This window comes from Oceaniovalibus sp. ACAM 378, assembly GCF_008085915.1.
In the GTDB taxonomy this organism is placed as follows: domain Bacteria; phylum Pseudomonadota; class Alphaproteobacteria; order Rhodobacterales; family Rhodobacteraceae; genus Oceaniglobus.
In genome coordinates, this window is record NZ_VSJK01000002.1 from 112,097 (window position 1) to 128,765 (window position 16,669).

Genomic DNA, 16,669 nt, shown 5'->3' on the forward strand with positions numbered 1-16,669 from the left:
GCAGAACGCGCCCCCATTATTTCAGTCGTGCCACCCGTTCTATGCCGAGGGCGAATCATCCTTGCGGCCATTCTTGATCGGCGCCCAGATGCGTTTGTTTGTCAGATACAGCAGCGCTGCAAGAACCGACAACATCAGAACTGCAATGAATCCCGCCCGCTTGCGCGCCATCATCTTGGGTTCTGCAGTCCACATCATGAAGGCGGCGACGTCTTGTGCGATGTCAGGGATGCCGTTGTCGTGCCCGTCGGCGAATTCGACATCTTCGCCGTACAGAGGGGGTGCCATGGAGATCCAGCCACCCGGGAAGGCCGTATTCTCGTACAGCACAGTGCCTGCCTGTTCTCTTTCCTCACCGGTATAGCCGGTCAGGAGGCTGACGATATACTCTGGACCACCAGTGCCTTTGAGGAACTGGTTGATCCCCGAGCCATAGGGCCCGTGGAACCCGGCGCGGGCCTTGGCCATCAACGTCAGGTCAGGCGCACCCGGCAGCCCGCTTTTGTTGAAGTGGTCGGTCGGCAGGGCCGGGCGAAAGTCGCCGTCGCCGTCGGCCAGCTCGGGGTCGAAAACCTCGTGCTGGGCGGCATAGGCCCTGACCTGATCCTCGGGCAGGGATGGCCCACCGGCCTCTCCCAAGGCGCGATAGGTCAGATGCTCCATCCCATGGCAGGCCGAGCAGACTTCGGTAAAGACCTGCAATCCGCGCTGCAACTGGTTCTCGTCATATTTGCCGAACGGACCTTCGTACGAAAAATCGACGTCTTCGATGTGGGCTTCGTCGCTTGCGGCCAGCGCGACACCCGGCATTAGGCCGAGGGTCAGAACTGCGGCGATTGTAAGCTGTTTCAGCATTGTCAGCGGTCCTTTCACTCGGCCGGTTTTACCAAGGTTTTCGTGCCCACGGCGTCCGGCGCGTAGTGCGCGTTGAAGTCGTCTTCGATGGTCGCGGGTTGGGCATGGGGTTTTTCGATCACACCCAGCAACGGCAGGATGATCAGGAAATAACCGAACCAATAGGCCGCACCGATCAGCGAGATCGTGGCATAGGGCTCTTCGGCGGGCATGGAGCCGCACCACATCAGAACCATGAAATCGACGCAGAGCAGGGCGAACCACCACTTGAACATCGGGCGATATCGTCCCGAACGCACCGACGACGTGTCGAGCCAGGGTGCCAAAGCCATCACGAAGATCGCACCGAACATCGCCAGGACACCGAAGAATTTGGCGTCGACGATGCCACCCGTGATGAACGACGCGAATTGCACCGCCCAGACTTCCGACGTGAAGGCCCGCAGGATTGCGTAGAACGGCAGGTAATACCATTCCGGCACGATATGCGCGGGCGTCGAAAGCGGGTTTGCCTCGATATAGTTATCCGGATGGCCCAGATAGTTGGGCATGAACCCGACCACGGCAAAGAAGATCGCCAGGATCACCGCCAGCGCGAACAGGTCCTTCATCACGAAGTAAGGCCAGAACGGCAGGGTGTCCTTTTCCGCCTCGACCTTGGATGTGCGGCGCACCTCGACCCCGGTGGGGTTGTTGTTGCCGGTGGTGTGGAACGCCCAGATGTGGACGACCACAAGACCCGCGATCACGAAGGGCAGCAGATAGTGCAGCGAGAAAAAGCGCGTCAGCGTCGCGTTGTCCACAGCCGGTCCGCCCAGCAGCCATTGCTGCAGCGTTTCACCGATGAACGGAATGGCACCGAACAACCCGGTGATGACGGTGGCACCCCAGAACGACATCTGCCCCCAGGGCAGCACATAGCCAAGGAAACCGGTCGCCATCATCAGCAGATAGATCAGCATACCGATGATCCAGGTGACTTCGCGCGGTTCCTTGTAGGAACCATAGTAAAGACCCCGGAAAATATGCAGATAGACCGCGATAAAGAACAGCGATGCGCCGTTGGCGTGAATATACCGCAGCATGAACCCACCGTTCACGTCACGCATGATGTGTTCGACCGAGGCAAATGCCATTGATGTGTCGGGCGTGTAATGCATCACCAGCACGATGCCGGTGACAATCTGCAACACCAGACAGAATGTCAGGACGATGCCCCAGATCCACATCCAATTCAAATTCTTCGGAGTGGGGATCATCAGGGTGTCGTAAAGCAGTCCGACAATCGGCAGACGGCGGTGCAACCACTTTTCGCCCCCGGTGGTCGGTTCGTAATGGTCGTGCGGGATACCAGCCATGATAAACTCCGTTATCCGAGAACGAGGGTGGATTCATCTTCGAAGGCAGCGACCGGAACCGGCAGGTTCCTCGGCGCGGGGCCTTTGCGGATGCGTCCAGCGGTGTCGTAGTGCGAACCGTGACAGGGGCAGAACCAGCCGCCGAAATCACCCGCGTCGCCCAGCGGCACACAGCCAAGGTGCGTGCAGACGCCGATCATGATCAGCCACTCACCGTCTTCCGACAGTGCGCGGTTGGCGTCGCTGGCATCGGTCTCGGCGGGCAGGTTGGCGTTTTCCGCCAACTGATCAGGCAGATCGGACAGGTCGACCGCGCGGGCCGACGCGATTTCTTCGTCGGTACGGCGACGGATGAATACCGGCTTGCCCTGCCATTTGACAGTCAGCTGGGTGCCCGGTTCAACGCCGCCCACATCCACGCGGATCGAGCTGAGAGCTTGCACGTCGGCCGAAGGGTTCATCTGGTTCACAAGCGGCCAGACGGCGGCACCGGTGACGACGACTCCGGTACCCGCAGTCGCATAGTACAGAAAGTCTCGGCGCGTGCCTTCATGATCATCTGTGTGGGACACGGCATTCTCCATTTTCTCACCCTAGCGGGCCAACAGGACTTCTGGCCGCACGGATTGCAGCCCCAATTGTTGCGTTACTTAACGAGGAGTCGCGGTTGCGTCCAGCGGACAAAGCCGCGCATCCGCGCGGTTTCCGGGTTTTGTTTCGCCGTTTTTTGTTCCCGGACCTGTGCATTGCCGCGCGTTGTCCGGTTGAACAGCGCCCGCGTGAACGCTATCTCATCCAAATGAGCAAGCCCAAGGACAATCCGAATTACAAGGTGATCGCCGAGAATCGGCGTGCGCGGTATGACTTTGCCATTGCCGACGATATCGAATGTGGCATCATTCTTATGGGGTCCGAGGTGAAAAGCCTGCGGGTCAACAGCGCGAATATCACCGAATGCTATGCTGCCGTGGAAAATGGCGAGCTGTGGCTGGTGAACTCTTATATCGCGCCTTACCTGCCGGCAAAGACCTGGGGCCACGAGGATCGGCGACGCCGCAAGTTGCTGGTCAGCAACAAAGAGCTGTCGCGCCTGTGGAACGAAACGCAGCGCAAGGGCATGACGATCGTGCCACTGGTGATGTATTTCAACCACAAAGGTCTGGTGAAGCTGAAAATCGGCATCGCCAAGGGCAAACAGAATCATGACAAGCGCGCCGATGCGGCGAAACAGGACTGGAACCGGCAAAAGGCCCGGCTGATGCGCCACAACGGCTGATCCGGTACGGCGGGCAGTGACCGCTTCGGGGCTCTTGCCTTGCCGCGGGGGCGGGGTTAGGCAGTCAGTATCCGATCCGGAGAGGTGCCCATGGCCTATGACGATCCGACGACGCTGGTTTCAACCGATTGGCTGGCCCGGCACCTGAAAGACCCTGACCTGCGTATCATCGATGCAAGCTGGTATCTGCCCGACGCCGGGCGGGATCCGGCAGCCGAGTACGAGGCCGCGCATATTCCGGGCGCGCGATTTGTCGCGCTGGACGATGTATCCGACAGCCGCTCTGACCTGCCGCACATGGCACCGCCACCTGAAAAATTTGCCTCGCGCATGCGTAAACTGGGTGTCGGCGACGGGCATCAGGTGGTCGTCTATGACGGGGCCGGGCTGCTGTCGGCGGCGCGGATGTGGTGGCTGTTTCGCCTGATGGGCAAGACGGATGTCGCCGTTCTGGATGGCGGTCTGCCGAAATGGCAGGTCGAGGGCCACCCGGTTGATGACATGCCTCCGGTTGTGCGCGACCGCCACATCACCCTCACCCGGCAAAATCACCTCATTCGCGATGTCACTCAGGTGGCTGCGGCATCCAAGCTGAACGATCCGCAGATTGTCGATGCCCGCGCCGCCGAGCGTTTCGCCGGAAAAGTGCCCGAACCGCGCCCCGGTCTGCGTGCCGGGCATATTCCCGGCGCGAAAAGCCTGCCATACAAGACCCTGCTGAACGCCGACAATACAATGAAACCGCCCGCCGCCCTGCGTACCGCCTTTATCGAAGCGGGCATCGACCTTGATAGCCCCGTCATCACGTCATGCGGATCGGGTGTGACTGCGGCAATTCTCAGCTTGGGATTGCAGGTTCTCGGCCATCGCAGGCATGCGCTGTATGACGGATCCTGGGCTGAATGGGGCATGTACAACGACCTGAAGGTCGCCACCGGAGACTGACACGATGTTAGAGACACTGAAACCGCAAGCCGCCGACAAGATCCTGACCCTGATGGCGGCCTACCGCGAGGATCCGCGCGCCGACAAGATCGATCTGGGCGTCGGGGTTTATAAAGACGCCGAGGGGCGCACGCCGGTTATGCGCGCGGTGAAAGAAGCCGAGCGTCGGCTGGTCGAACAGCAGGACACCAAAGCCTATGTCGGGTTGCTGGGCGATCCGGCGTTTACCGATGCGATGCGCGATCTGATCCTTGGCGATGCGGTGCCCGCCGACCGGGTTTCGGTGGCTGCAACGCCCGGCGGCACCGGAGCGATCCGGCAGGCGCTGGAGCTGATCAAGATGGCCGCCCCGGGTGCCACGGTTTGGCTGTCCAATCCAACATGGCCGAACCACCCGTCGATTATCAAGTATCTGGGCATGAAATCAGCCGACTATCGCTATTTCGACGAGGCGACGCGTAACGTAGACTTCGACGGAATGATGGCCGATCTTGACGGAATCGCCAAGGGCGACGTGGTGCTTTTGCATGGTTGCTGTCACAATCCGACCGGTGCCAACCTGACCCATGAACAGTGGGAAAAGGTGGCCGATCTGCTGATCGCCAAGGGTGCGATCCCGTTCATCGACATCGCCTATCAGGGGTTCGGGGACGGGTTGGACGAAGACGCATTCGGAACCCGGCTGATTGCACGACGCCTGCCCGAATGCCTGATCGCCGCCAGCTGTTCCAAGAATTTCGGCATTTACCGTGAACGGACCGGGGTGATCATGGCCATTTCGCCCGAAGCCGGGATGAAGCCGGTCACGCAGGGCACGCTGGCCTATCTGAACCGCCAGAACTTCAGCTTTCCGCCAGATCACGGCGCGCGGGTGGTCACGACGATCCTGACCGACCCTGAATTGCGCGCCGACTGGATGGCCGAGCTTGAAGAGACCCGCAACGGGATGCTGGCTCTGCGCCAAAATCTGGCGGATGAGCTGCGCCAGCGCTCGAACTCGGACCGGTTCGATTTTATCGCCGGTCACCGCGGCATGTTCTCGCGCCTTGGCGCAACGCCCGAGCAGGTCGAAAAGATGCGGGCGGAAAACGGGATCTACATGATCGGCGACAGCCGGATCAACGTTGCCGGTCTGAACGCAAAGACGGTTCCGCTGCTGGCTCAGGCGATTCTCGACGCCGGGGTCTGACCAATCCGCGCATGGCCCCGCAGACAGCGGGGCCAACCACCGCCGGTCCGGACAAGGGGCGCTCATGGAAAATCTCACCGACCGCCGCTCCCGCCTGATGGGCCCCAACGTGCCGACGTTTTTTGAAACGCCGGTGCATATCGTCCGGGGGCAGGGTGTCTGGCTGTGGGATGCTGACGGCAAACGCTATCTCGACTGCTATAACAACGTACCACACGTGGGCCACTGTCATCCGGCGGTGACCGAGGCGATTGCCCGGCAGGCGGCGGTGCTGAACACCCACACCCGATATCTGCATGAGGGTGTTCTTGACCTGCTGGACCGGATCACCGCCACCATGGGGCACGGATTGTCGCAGGGCATTCTGGTCTGCACCGGGTCCGAGGCGAATGACATCGCCTTGCGGATGGCGCAGGCGGTGACCGGCGCGACAGGGATCGTCGCCACCGACAACACCTATCACGGCAACACCACCGCCACCGCGCAGCTGTCGACCCGCCGCCCGCCGATCGGTGGCTATCCGCCCCATGTGCGACTGGTTCCAGCGCCGGAATCAGATACCGACCCCGAAGTGTTCGGCGCCGCCGTGGCACAGGCCATCGCCGGGTTGCAGCAGGCCGGGCACGGATTTTCGGGCATGATGCTGTGTCCGATCTTTGCAAATGAGGGCCTGCCGAACGTCGCGCCGGGGTTCTTTGCCCCCGCTGAACAGGCGATCCGCAGGGCCGGCGGGTTGGTCCTGTGCGACGAGGTGCAGCCCGGGTTCGGGCGCACGGGGCGCTGGTGGGGGCATGACTGGCTTGGGGTGACGCCAGATGTGGTGACACTGGGCAAACCCATGGGCAACGGGCATCCCGTGGCGGGCGTGATCGCCACGCCGGACGTCATGGCGGCCTTCCGCACCGCCTTTGGTTATTTCAACACTTTCGGCGGAAACCCGGTGTCGGCGGCTGCTGCTCTGGCAGTGCTGGACGTGATCGAGTCCGAAGACCTGATTCCCCACGCCGCCGCCATGGGCAGCCATGGGATTAACCGGCTGAATGGTCTGTCCCATCCGGCAATCACCGAAATTCGCGGCAACGGGCTGTTTTTCGGCGCGGTGCTGGAACAAGGCGGCAAGCCCGCCACCGATCTGGCGATCCGTGTGGTTGAAGAAATGAAAGAGGCCGGGGTGCTGATCGGACGCGCCGGACGGCAGATGAATATCCTCAAGATGCGCCCGCCGATGCCGATTTCAGCCGATCAAATCGATCTGGCAATCGACACTCTGGCCGACGTGCTGTCGCGCCATGGCTGAGGCCGGGATACAGGCGCTGGCCAGTGATGCGCTGCGGCTCTGGGGTGGGGGAACCGCGCCGCGCCTGATCGCAAACCGTGAAAACGCCGTGTTTCACACCGTCCTGTCCGATGGCACCCCTGCGGCCCTGCGTCTACATCGCGCTGGATACCAGACCGATGCCGCCATCGAAAGCGAACTGGTCTGGACCGATGCGCTGGCGGCTGCCGGTTTTCCCTGTCCCCGCCCGATCCGCACCGCCGATGGTGCTCTGCTGGGGTGTCCCGCTGTTGGGCCGCGCGTGTCAGTCATTGCCTGGATCGATACGCTACCGGTGGGGGGCGCGGGCATTCCGGCGGCAGGCACGATCGCCCAGCAGTGCGAGTTGTACCACACCATCGGCGCCATGATCGCCCGGCTGCATCGGCTGAGCGACGGTCTGACCCTTCCGGCGGGGTTTCAGCGTCCGCAGTGGGATCTGGACGGGCTGACCGGCGATCTGCCCCATTGGGGCCGGTTCTGGGTAAATCCTGCGCTGGACGGCAAAGAAAGCGATCGGCTGGTCCACGTCCGCGATATCGCCCGCGCGCATCTGCGCGATGGTGCGTGGGACACCGGCCTGATCCACGCCGATCTGTTGCAAGAGAACATCCTTGGCAGCGCCGAGCACCTGTCGCTGATCGATTTCGACGACGGCGGGTTCGGATATCGGTTGTACGATCTGGGCACGGCCATGGTGCAGCACGCCGAAGCGCCGCACTTTGGTGATCTGTCTGCGGCCCTGTGCGACGGCTATGGCGGGGGCCATGCCGATCTGCCGCTGTTCACCCTGTTGCGGGCCTGTGCCAGCACCGGCTGGCTGATCCCACGACTGGCCCCGGACGATCCGCGTCACCGGTCCTATGCCGACAGGGCGCTGCGTCTGGCGCACCGCTATTGCGGCTGATACTGGCCGTTGCGGACGTCAGACCACCACCGGTTGAACCTTCTGTGCACCGACCCCGAACACCCGCTTGTAGCGTTCGATTTCATCCGCCGGGCCCATTGCCTTGTTCGGGTTGTCCGAAAGCTTGACCGTGGGTCGCCCATTGGCGCTGACTGCCTTGCACACCAGCGAGAACGGACGCAGCGCATCGTCGGGAACCAGCCCGCGGAAATCGTTGGTCAGCAGCGTCCCCCAGCCGAATGAAACCCGCACCCGCCCGTTGAACTGCGCCTGCAACTGCGCGATTTTCGCGACATCCAGCCCGTCGGAAAAGATCACCAGTTTTTGCCGCGGGTCTTCGCCCCGTTCGGTCCACCAGCGGATCGCTGTCTCCGCCCAGGTCGCCGGGTCACCCGAATCGATGCGGATGCCCGTCCAGCCCGCCAGCCAGTCGGGCGCGTGCTCCAGGAACCCGGCGCTGCCATAGGTATCGGGCAGGATCACCCGCAGGTTTCCGTCGTGTTCCTCGTGCCAATCGGCCAGGACTTCATATGGCGCCTGGGCCAGTTCATCGTCACTTTCGGCCAGCGCGGAATAGACCATCGGCAATTCGTGGGCATTTGTCCCGATCGCCTCAAGGTCGCGGTTCTTGGCGATCAGGCAGTTCGACGTGCCGATGAACGACTTTCCCAACCCCTCCTGCATCGCCTGCACGCACCAGTCCTGCCACAGGAACGAGTGTCGCCTCCGAGTGCCGAAATCGGCTAGCCTGAGCCCCTGCACATCGCGCAGACCCTCGACCTTTTCCCACAGTTTGGTCATCGCGCGGGCATAGAGCACCTGCAACTCGAACCGTCCCATGTCGCGCAGCACCGAGCGCGAGCGGAGTTCCATGATGACGGCCAGCGCGGGAATCTCCCACAGCATGACCTCGGGCCATTTGCCTTCAAACGTCAGTTCATACTGCCCATCGCGTTTCTCCAGATGATAGGGCGGCAGGCGCAGGGCCTCGAACCAGTCGATGAATTCGGGCGTGAACATCTGCCGCTTGCCATAGAATGTATTGCCCCGCATCCAGGTCGATTCGCCACGGCTGAGCGACAGCCCGCGGATATGATCAAGCTGTTCGCGCAACTCGCCCTCGTCCACCACATCGGCAAGACGTATGGATGTGGTGCGGTTGATCAGCGAAAACGTGACGTTGGTGTCAGGTTTGTTGCGGAACACCGACTGGCACATCAGCAGTTTGTAAAAATCCGTGTCGATCAGGGACCGGACAATCGGATCGATCTTCCACTTGTGGTTCCAGACTCGGGTGGCGATGTCTACCATGGTGTTTCCTTAAACCTGTTGCACCCTTGTCACCCAAGGTTGCCGCCAAGAGCAAGGGCGCGCGAACCGAAGACCGTTGCGCCCGGTCGCGGACGAAGATGAGTATTTGGGCAAGGAGAAGACATCAGTTTCTTCTTTGCAAAAATACTCAATGCGTGCCGCTGACGGGTGCAGGGCTGCCGCCGCGTCTTGGCAAAGTGGCACCGGCAGAGTAATTGGAAGCGGTTTCAGAAGGGGTATCACATGACGGCGACGGTATTCATCGATGGCGAAGTCGGCACGACCGGGTTGCAGATCCGCGAACGCCTGATCGGGCGCAACGACATCCGCCTGTTGTCGCTGCCTGACGACCGGCGCAAGGATGCGGCGGCGCGGGCCGATGCGCTGGCCAGTGCCGATGTGGCGATCCTGTGCCTGCCCGACGATGCGGCGCGCGAGGCGGTGACGCTGGTCGAGGGGGCCGGTACGCGGTTGATCGATGCCAGCACGGCACACCGCATTGCGCCCGGTTGGGTGTTCGGTTTTCCCGAAATGGCTTCGGGTCAGCGCGCGGCGGTGGCCAAAGCTGCGCGGGTTTCGAATCCGGGCTGTTATTCCACCTGCGCCATCGCGTTGCTGCGGCCGCTGCGCGATGCCGGACTGCTGGCGCGGGATGCGCAACTGTCGATCTTTGGCATTTCGGGCTATACCGGCGGTGGCAAATCAATGATCGCCGAATACGAAAGCGGTGCGGCGACGGGCAGTTTCGTCTATGCCACCGGTCAGACGCACAAACATCTGCCCGAGATCGTCAAACATGCCGATCTGGCCACTTCGCCGATTTTCGTGCCTTCGGTCGGTCAATTCGCCCAAGGGATGGTGGTGCAGGTGCCACTGTTCACCGAAGCCGCGCCGGCAACATTGCATGCCGCACTGGCCGATCATTATGCCGGCAGCCAGTTTGTGACAGTCCGTCCGCTGGACGTTTCAGTGGCGCGCGAAGAACCTGCCGGGCTGAACGGCACCAACCGGCTGGAACTTTCGATTTTGGGCGATGCAGCGAGTGGGCGACTGGTGCTTTCTGCCGTGCTCGACAATCTGGGCAAAGGCGCGTCGGGGGCTGCTGTGCAGAACCTGAACCTTATGCTCGGGCTGGACGAAGCTGCAGGCCTGTAGCCGCATGGATCACTGTCTGTCTGTCGCTCAGGCAGTCAGCATGACACCTGCAGCACCCATGGCCGACATGGCAGCGTGGAGCGAGCCGTCCAGATCGATGGCGCGGCACAGATCCTGCTGAACGGTGACGTCAAAGCCAAGCCTGGCCCCGTCCACCGCAGAATAGTTCACGCAAAAATCCAGAGCCAGTCCGACGAGCGTGATCCGCCCGATCCCCCGGCTACGCAAATACCCGTCCAGCCCGGTTTCCGTGGTGTGGTCATTCTCGAAGAACGCCGAATAACTGTCGATCGCGGGGTTGAACCCCTTGCGGATGATCATGTCGCCATCGGTGCGCAGACCCGGGTGGAATTCCGCCCCGTGTGATCCGATAACGCAATGATCAGGCCACAGAACCTGCGGGCCATAGGGCATTTCGGTCACCGAAAATGGCGCCGCCCCGGGATGGGATGACGCAAAGGATGAATGTCCCGCCGGGTGCCAGTCCTGACTGAGGATCACCGCATCAAAGGCGGGGATCAGGGCGTTTATGCCCGGCACGATTGCATCACCACCCGCCACGGCCAGCGCGCCTCCCGGACAGAAATCGTTCTGGACATCGATGATCAGCAGCGCGGAACGGTCGGTCATTGTGGCCTCGGATATTAGATCTTCCGCCATCCTACAGCTTGTCGCGGGGGGGCCAAGGGGGTATTCGGCGGCGATGATTACCGTTGCCGCACTCTATCACTTCACCCGGTTCGACGATCCTGCCGCTTTGCAGGCACCGCTGGCCGAGCTGTGCCATGCGCAGGGGGTGCGGGGCATCCTTTTGCTTGCGCCTGAGGGGGTGAACGGAACCATTGCGGGCACGCGGTCGGGCATCGATGCGGTGCTGGCACATCTGCGCGGGCTGCCGGGATGTTCCGGGCTTGAGTGGAAGGAAAGCGGCGCAGAGTCGCCGCCGTTCCGCCGCATGAAGGTGCGGCTCAAGCGTGAAATCGTGACGATGGGCCAGCCTTCGGTCGATCCTCTGGCGGCGGTGGGGCACCATGTGGCGCCTGCCGACTGGAACGCACTGATCGCCGCGCCGGATGTGGCGGTGATTGACACCCGTAACGATTATGAGGTGGCGATCGGCAGTTTCGAGGGCGCGGTTGATCCCGAGACCGGAACATTCGGCGACTTCCCCGCATGGTGGGAGGCAAACCGCGAGCGGTTCGCGGGCAAGCGGATCGCGATGTTCTGTACCGGCGGAATTCGCTGCGAGAAATCCACCAGCTTTCTGCTGGGGCAGGGGGTGGAGGAGGTGTTCCACCTGAAGGGCGGAATTCTGAAATACCTCGAAGACGTGCCCGAGGAGAAGAGTCTGTGGCGCGGCGAGTGTTTCGTGTTCGACAAGCGGGTTGCGGTGGGGCACGGTCTGTCCCCCGGCACCCACGGGCTGTGCCATGCCTGCCGCCGCCCGGTTTCAACGGCTGATCGCGATCATCCGGCGTTTGAGGACGGGGTTTCCTGCCCGCAATGTATTAATACCGTGACCGACGCCGACCGCGCCCGATTTCGCGAGCGGCAGCACCAGATCGCCCTGTCTCGGTCACGGGGCGAAAGCCATCTGGGCGATTAGGTCAGCCCCCCGGTGATGATCCAGCGGATTCCCGCGAAAAATCCCAGCACGATAAAATAGGGGCAGGTGACCGATGGCCACCTGCCCCGTTCCGGCAGGACGCTGGAGATGTGCGGTTAAGACGCCCTGCCGATTCCGTGTGAACAGCCCGATCAAGCCGGGACCGTTCGAAATTTCTGCTCAGACCTGACGCCATCCGTGGTTGCGCAGGCAGCGCGGATCATAGCCTTCGAGTCCGTTGCCCTTGCCGTGCACGCGGGTGCTGCACTGGCCGGGCAGCCGGGAAATGTTCATCGTGCGTTGCAGGCAAGATCTCAGGAAGAGGTTCTGCCAGCCGCTGCGTGTCTGGACCGAGCGAAGGCAGCGGGAGTCCACCGTTTTGTTGTGGTGCGGATAGACGGGATTGGGGGGGCTCGGGCGCGGGTAGGCGGGCGGTTTCGGTGGCACATGGACCGCTGGCGGCGGGGTCTTTGAACGGCGATCCCGCGACACGGCAGCGCCGATGATGATCAAGGTCGCGGCCCCGGCAAGGATTGCCACCAGATCGCGGGAGTTGTCGGCCTGAACGGGCGTGGCGGCCATCGGGCTGAAGGCGACAGCGGCAGACAGTGTGGCGGCGGCAATGGTGCGGAACATGGGAGGCTTCCTTTCGATATCGGACGTTGCAATGCGAACAGCGGGTCCGGCACGATGTTTCCGAACTGGACTGCAATCAAACTGCAGCCGAACCCGGCGGACAGGCAATATCGCCGCGCTGTTATCCGATAGCGACCAATACAACCCTCGCGGACATTGAATATCGTGCCCGGTCGGCCCATCGTGACATCAACCGCCTGCCAAGCGGTCTGCCAAAGGTCACTGCGACCAGAACCCCGGAGACATCATGCCGCGCCCGCCTGTTCCATCTGCCATTGCCGCACTGGCCGTCTGCCTGTCACTGTTCGGTTTCGCCGCCAGTGCCGAGGCCGCCTGTTTTGCCGATTACAAAGCCAAGACGGACAATCCGTTGAAACTGCATTATGGGGTGATAAAGCTGCCCCAAAATGCGTGCGATTCGAAGAGTGCACGGGCGGTGATTGAACGGCGCATCGGTGCGGATGGCTGGCAGTTGCTGAACGTGATGTCGGTGTTCGATGAAAGTGGGCTTGAGCAAAGGAAAGACAGTGCTGGTGCCTACTTCCTCCGCTACTGACACGCGGCGTTCAACAGGGCGGATCGTGACGCTTGGGATCGGGGCGATTGTCCTGATTCTGCTGGTGGCGGCGGTGTTTCTGCTCGTCAATCTGCCCGACGCCAACGCCTTCAACGCGCGGGTCGAGCGGATATTCATCGATAACGATGCGCTGACCGGTTCGGGCGAATTGCGCCTGCTTGAGATTCTGGCCCAGTCGGGCACCGCATTCTCGGGCGTGTTGAGCAGTTACCGCATGGTGATCTTCGTGCTGCTGGTTTTCGCCACGGCGCTGCTGATTGCGAGCCTTGTGTTTCTGGTGACAATCATCGCGTTGAACCGCCGCATGGGCGAAATCGAGAGGGCAGGCATTCAGGTGTCATCGCTGTTGATTTCGCGCGATCAGCTGACGGTCTATCTGAACAACATGGAATTCAAGCTGACCGAGGCGGCGATCGAAACCCTTGCCGTGCTGGCCGAGGCGCGGATGGATGACGACGTTTTGTCAGGGTCGGAAATCGAAGCGGTGATATCGGGGCGCAAGGCTGCGGACTGTGACGAGGCGGCAGGCGCCACCCGCATCAAGCGGTTGCGCGATACGCTGGGCAACCAGATGGTCAGCGAACTTCTGGTCAAGAACATCGCGCGGCGGGGCTATATGCTTGCCATCGACAAGGACGTGATCCGCATGGTGTGACGGTCAGCGCAGACAGGTGCGGAATTTCTAAGAAATTCCGTGGTCGTTTTCTCGGGGAGAAAACGATGGCCCGCCGCTGTCAGCGATGGGGACCAGATCAGACTTTCTCATTCCGGATCGATCATTGCGATCTGACGTCCTGACCCCATGCTGGGTGGTCCAAAGTCAGTCTGGAGTCGGCATGAGCAATGCCGCCGATAACAGTGCCGGGCGGCGCGGACCGCAGAACCGTCTACAAGCTCCGGCGGGCATGGGAACAACAGCCCGGCCATGGCCGTGCTGTCGCGTGCCAGGTCACTCCAGGCGGATGGCAGCGCGGGCCGAGTTTCCGTCGGCATCGATCACCGACAGGATGACAAAGCCGGGGCCGGGGGCGGCCAGTCGAATTTCTCGCTCGGAAGCAGCAAGGGCCAACGGCGCGCCGTCCGCGAGGATCGTGAACGGCGGTTTGCCCTTACGCAGTTTCACCACAAGCGGACCGTTGCCCAATGCCATCCGTGCGCCATCGGGCGGAAAGGCGATCTGCGGCGCGTCCTGTACCGGGGACAACGCGGCCTGACGGCTGCGGAATTGCATCAGCGGCGCGGGCAGGTTCGCTGTGCCCGACATCAACGTGCCGGGTGGTGGCGCGGGCAGGGGGGTGCGGCGCGGTGCGATGCGCTGAAACGCTTGGAACAGGACGGGGGCCGCAACCGCTGCGCCGAACGCGCCGGGCACCGGTGTGCCGTCGGCCCGCCCCATCCAAACACCGATCACATGCCGCCCGTCCCAGCCAATCGCCCAGACATCCCGATAGCCATAGGAGGTGCCGGTCTTCCACGCGATGGCGCCTTCGCTGCCGCCATCGGGCGGACGGATGCCCGACAGGATGTGACCGACGTGCCAGGCGGCCTCGGGTGACAGGAACCGCGGTCGGGTCTGCGGCTGCGGCAGGGCACTCAAGTCGATCCGCACCCCGCCCTGTGCCAGCCCGGCAAACAGCTGAACCAGCCCTTCGAGACTGACGCCGACCCCGCCAAGGCTGACCGCCAGACCGGCGCGGCCACCGGGCACGACCGCCTCGACACCGGCACTGCGCAGCGCGCCCATCAGACGGGCCGGGCCGAGCGCTTCGGTCAGTTGCACCACCGGCAGATTCAGCGACAGTTGCAGCGCATCGCGCATCCGCACCGTGCCACGAAACAACCCGTCGAAATTCTGTGGCGCATAGGTGCCAAAGCGCATCGGCACGTCCTGAATCAGCGTGTCAGGATGGGCCAGCCCCTGATCGAAGGCCAAGCCATAAACCAGTGGTTTCAATGTCGAGCCGGGCGATCGCAGGGCGCGGGTCATGTCGACGAACCCCTGCCGTTTATCATTGTCGTAATCGGCGGAACCGACATGGGCCAGAATCTCGCCCGTGGTGTGATCTGCGGCGACGATCGCGATGGAAAGCCGGTCACCGCGCCCGGCCAGTGCCGCGCGGGCCATACGTTCAAACGCGATCTGGGTGGCGCGGTGCAGCGTCGTGTCGTGGCGCTGGGCAGCCGGATCGGCGGCGATCAGACGGTCGGACAGATGCGGGGCAAGGGCGGGGAACGGGCGGCGGCGGGTCGGCACAGGATCGCGCGTGGCGGCGGTGGCCGTGTCGGCGTCGATCACGCCGGCGGCCTGCATCCGCGACAACACCCGATCACGAGCCGTCCGGGCGGCAGGCGCATGGCGGTCAGGGCGGCGGGTTTCGGGGGATTGTGGCAGGGCGACCAGAAGTGCGGATTCCGCCGGGGTCAGGCGGCGCGGCTCCTTGCCGAACCATGTGAGGGTGGCGGCGCGCAGGCCTTCGATATTGCCGCCAAAGGGCGCACGGTTCAGATACAGCGCAAGGATTTCAGTCTTGTCCAACCGTCGCTCCAGCGCCAGCGCCACCCTTGCCTGCCGCAGCTTGCCGCGCAATTCACCCGTCGACCCTTCTTCAAGCAGGCGCGCGACCTGCATCGTCAGCGTCGACGCGCCCGAGGTGATCCGCCCACGGCTCAACCCCGCTACGACGGCACGCAAAACGGCACGCGGATCGATTCCGGCGTGATGGTAGAAGCGCTTGTCCTCATAGGCGATCAGCATCCGCAGATAACGCGCATCGACCTCGCCGGGCGAGACCGCAAGCCGCCATCGGCCATCGGCGACCGTATAGGCGCGCAAGAGCTGCCCGTCCCGGTCGCGCACCTCGCGGGCGGTTTCGGTGGCCAGCGGCGGCAGGGTGGTCGCGTCGATCCAGATGTCGAACTGATCACGCGCCATGCCGCTCAGGAACAGCGCAAACGCCAGTGCGAACAGCCAACGGTCAAGGCGCATCGACAGTGCCTTCCCATCCGCCGGGATACCGGGTGACAAATCCCGACGGGTCGACCACCAGCACCGCATCGTAATCTTGCGAGCGGTATCCGACCTGGGTCGCATCGATCCGGTGATAGCGTTGTTCGAGCACCTCGATCCGCCCTTCGGGCCAGCGCAGCCACAAGGCATCGACACGGGTGGGGCTGGACAAAGTTCCGGCAAGACGGCGCAGGGGCAGCAGATTGGTGGCGGGGGTGAAACCCAGATCGATGTCAATACAGGCCTCGGAACCCGGCACCGGTTCGCCGTTTACCTGCCAGCCCTCTGCCGTGCGGGTGAATTTCCACGCAACCGGCGCACCATTGCACAGCCCGGTCACATCGGCGTCGATGGTCACGAAACCCGGATCGCAGCGCACGATATATTCCAGCCGCGACTCGCCCATCTGGTCAAACAACCGCGTATGTCCGATCAACAGGAACCCGTCCGGCTCGCGGATCAGGCGGCAGGTATCGCGACCCTCTCCGATAAGGGCGCGCCAGTGGGCTGTGGCCAGACATTCACCTTTCAT

The 16,669-nt window shown here is 62.7% G+C and carries 17 protein-coding genes; 9 read left to right on the forward strand and 8 right to left on the reverse strand.

Annotation, left to right across the window (positions count from 1 at the left end; genetic code table 11):
* Nucleotides 1-39: 39 nt before the first annotated feature.
* The 3 genes from FQ320_RS02510 to petA are packed head-to-tail and all read right to left on the reverse strand — an operon-like array spanning nt 40 to nt 2,785.
* Complete coding sequence (locus FQ320_RS02510; RefSeq protein ID WP_148469730.1) at nt 40-855, reverse strand: cytochrome c1; 816 nt, start codon at nt 853-855, stop codon at nt 40-42.
* Between the two features lie 14 nt (nt 856-869).
* On the reverse strand, nt 870-2,213 hold the full coding sequence (gene petB / locus FQ320_RS02515) for a cytochrome b (RefSeq protein WP_148469731.1): 1,344 nt from the start codon (nt 2,211-2,213) through the stop codon (nt 870-872).
* 11 nt (nt 2,214-2,224) lie between these two features.
* Nucleotides 2,225-2,785 carry a ubiquinol-cytochrome c reductase iron-sulfur subunit gene (petA, locus tag FQ320_RS02520; RefSeq protein ID WP_148469732.1) on the reverse strand — a complete coding sequence of 187 codons (561 nt, stop codon included), beginning with the start codon at nt 2,783-2,785 and terminating at the stop codon, nt 2,225-2,227.
* A 227-nt stretch (nt 2,786-3,012) separates the two neighbouring features.
* Here petA and smpB point away from each other — a divergent pair, with 227 nt between their 5' ends.
* The 5 genes from smpB to FQ320_RS02545 all read left to right on the forward strand — a co-directional run bounded on the left by smpB (nt 3,013) and on the right by FQ320_RS02545 (nt 7,845).
* On the forward strand, nt 3,013-3,489 hold the full coding sequence (gene smpB / locus FQ320_RS02525) for an SsrA-binding protein SmpB (RefSeq protein WP_148469734.1): 477 nt from the start codon (nt 3,013-3,015) through the stop codon (nt 3,487-3,489).
* Nucleotides 3,490-3,579: 90 nt separating this feature from the next.
* A complete protein-coding gene (gene sseA / locus FQ320_RS02530; RefSeq protein WP_148469736.1) occupies nt 3,580-4,434 on the forward strand; it encodes a 3-mercaptopyruvate sulfurtransferase in 855 nt (284 codons plus the stop codon).
* A 4-nt stretch (nt 4,435-4,438) separates the two neighbouring features.
* On the forward strand, nt 4,439-5,623 hold the full coding sequence (locus FQ320_RS02535) for an amino acid aminotransferase (RefSeq protein WP_148469738.1): 1,185 nt from the start codon (nt 4,439-4,441) through the stop codon (nt 5,621-5,623).
* Between the two features lie 64 nt (nt 5,624-5,687).
* Complete coding sequence (locus FQ320_RS02540; RefSeq protein ID WP_148469740.1) at nt 5,688-6,920, forward strand: aspartate aminotransferase family protein; 1,233 nt, start codon at nt 5,688-5,690, stop codon at nt 6,918-6,920.
* Nucleotides 6,913-7,845, forward strand: a complete 933-nt coding sequence (locus FQ320_RS02545; protein ID WP_148469742.1) for a phosphotransferase enzyme family protein — start codon at nt 6,913-6,915, stop codon at nt 7,843-7,845. The genes FQ320_RS02540 and FQ320_RS02545 overlap by 8 nt, the downstream gene beginning before the upstream one ends.
* 18 nt (nt 7,846-7,863) lie before the next feature.
* On the opposite strand, the gene pncB is transcribed toward FQ320_RS02545, so the two are convergent.
* Nucleotides 7,864-9,156, reverse strand: a complete 1,293-nt coding sequence (gene pncB, locus FQ320_RS02550) for a nicotinate phosphoribosyltransferase (protein WP_148469744.1) — start codon at nt 9,154-9,156, stop codon at nt 7,864-7,866.
* Between the two features lie 243 nt (nt 9,157-9,399).
* Between pncB and argC the strand changes: the two genes are divergently transcribed.
* Entirely contained in the window at nt 9,400-10,311 is a 912-nt protein-coding gene (gene argC, locus FQ320_RS02555) for an N-acetyl-gamma-glutamyl-phosphate reductase (RefSeq protein WP_148469746.1), read from the forward strand.
* 27 nt (nt 10,312-10,338) lie between these two features.
* Here argC and pncA read toward each other — a convergent pair whose 3' ends face one another.
* The gene (pncA, locus tag FQ320_RS02560) at nt 10,339-10,941 is read right to left on the reverse strand and encodes a bifunctional nicotinamidase/pyrazinamidase (protein WP_148469748.1); all 603 of its coding nucleotides are present in this window, start codon (nt 10,939-10,941) and stop codon (nt 10,339-10,341) included.
* 73 nt (nt 10,942-11,014) lie between these two features.
* Between pncA and FQ320_RS02565 the strand changes: the two genes are divergently transcribed.
* On the forward strand, nt 11,015-11,917 hold the full coding sequence (locus tag FQ320_RS02565; protein WP_148469750.1) for a rhodanese-related sulfurtransferase: 903 nt from the start codon (nt 11,015-11,017) through the stop codon (nt 11,915-11,917).
* A gap of 180 nt (nt 11,918-12,097) precedes the next feature.
* Here FQ320_RS02565 and FQ320_RS02570 read toward each other — a convergent pair whose 3' ends face one another.
* On the reverse strand, nt 12,098-12,553 hold the full coding sequence (locus FQ320_RS02570; RefSeq protein WP_148469752.1) for a hypothetical protein: 456 nt from the start codon (nt 12,551-12,553) through the stop codon (nt 12,098-12,100).
* A gap of 247 nt (nt 12,554-12,800) precedes the next feature.
* Between FQ320_RS02570 and FQ320_RS02575 the strand changes: the two genes are divergently transcribed.
* Complete coding sequence (locus FQ320_RS02575; protein ID WP_187393748.1) at nt 12,801-13,109, forward strand: hypothetical protein; 309 nt, start codon at nt 12,801-12,803, stop codon at nt 13,107-13,109.
* A complete protein-coding gene (locus tag FQ320_RS02580) occupies nt 13,051-13,785 on the forward strand; it encodes a transcriptional regulator (protein ID WP_370513008.1) in 735 nt (244 codons plus the stop codon). Before FQ320_RS02575 ends, FQ320_RS02580 begins: the two co-directional genes overlap by 59 nt.
* 294 nt (nt 13,786-14,079) lie before the next feature.
* Here FQ320_RS02580 and pbpC read toward each other — a convergent pair whose 3' ends face one another.
* Complete coding sequence (gene pbpC, locus FQ320_RS02585; protein ID WP_148469756.1) at nt 14,080-16,116, reverse strand: penicillin-binding protein 1C; 2,037 nt, start codon at nt 16,114-16,116, stop codon at nt 14,080-14,082.
* A complete protein-coding gene (locus FQ320_RS02590) occupies nt 16,106-16,669 on the reverse strand; it encodes a putative glycolipid-binding domain-containing protein (protein WP_148469758.1) in 564 nt (187 codons plus the stop codon). Before FQ320_RS02590 ends, pbpC begins: the two co-directional genes overlap by 11 nt.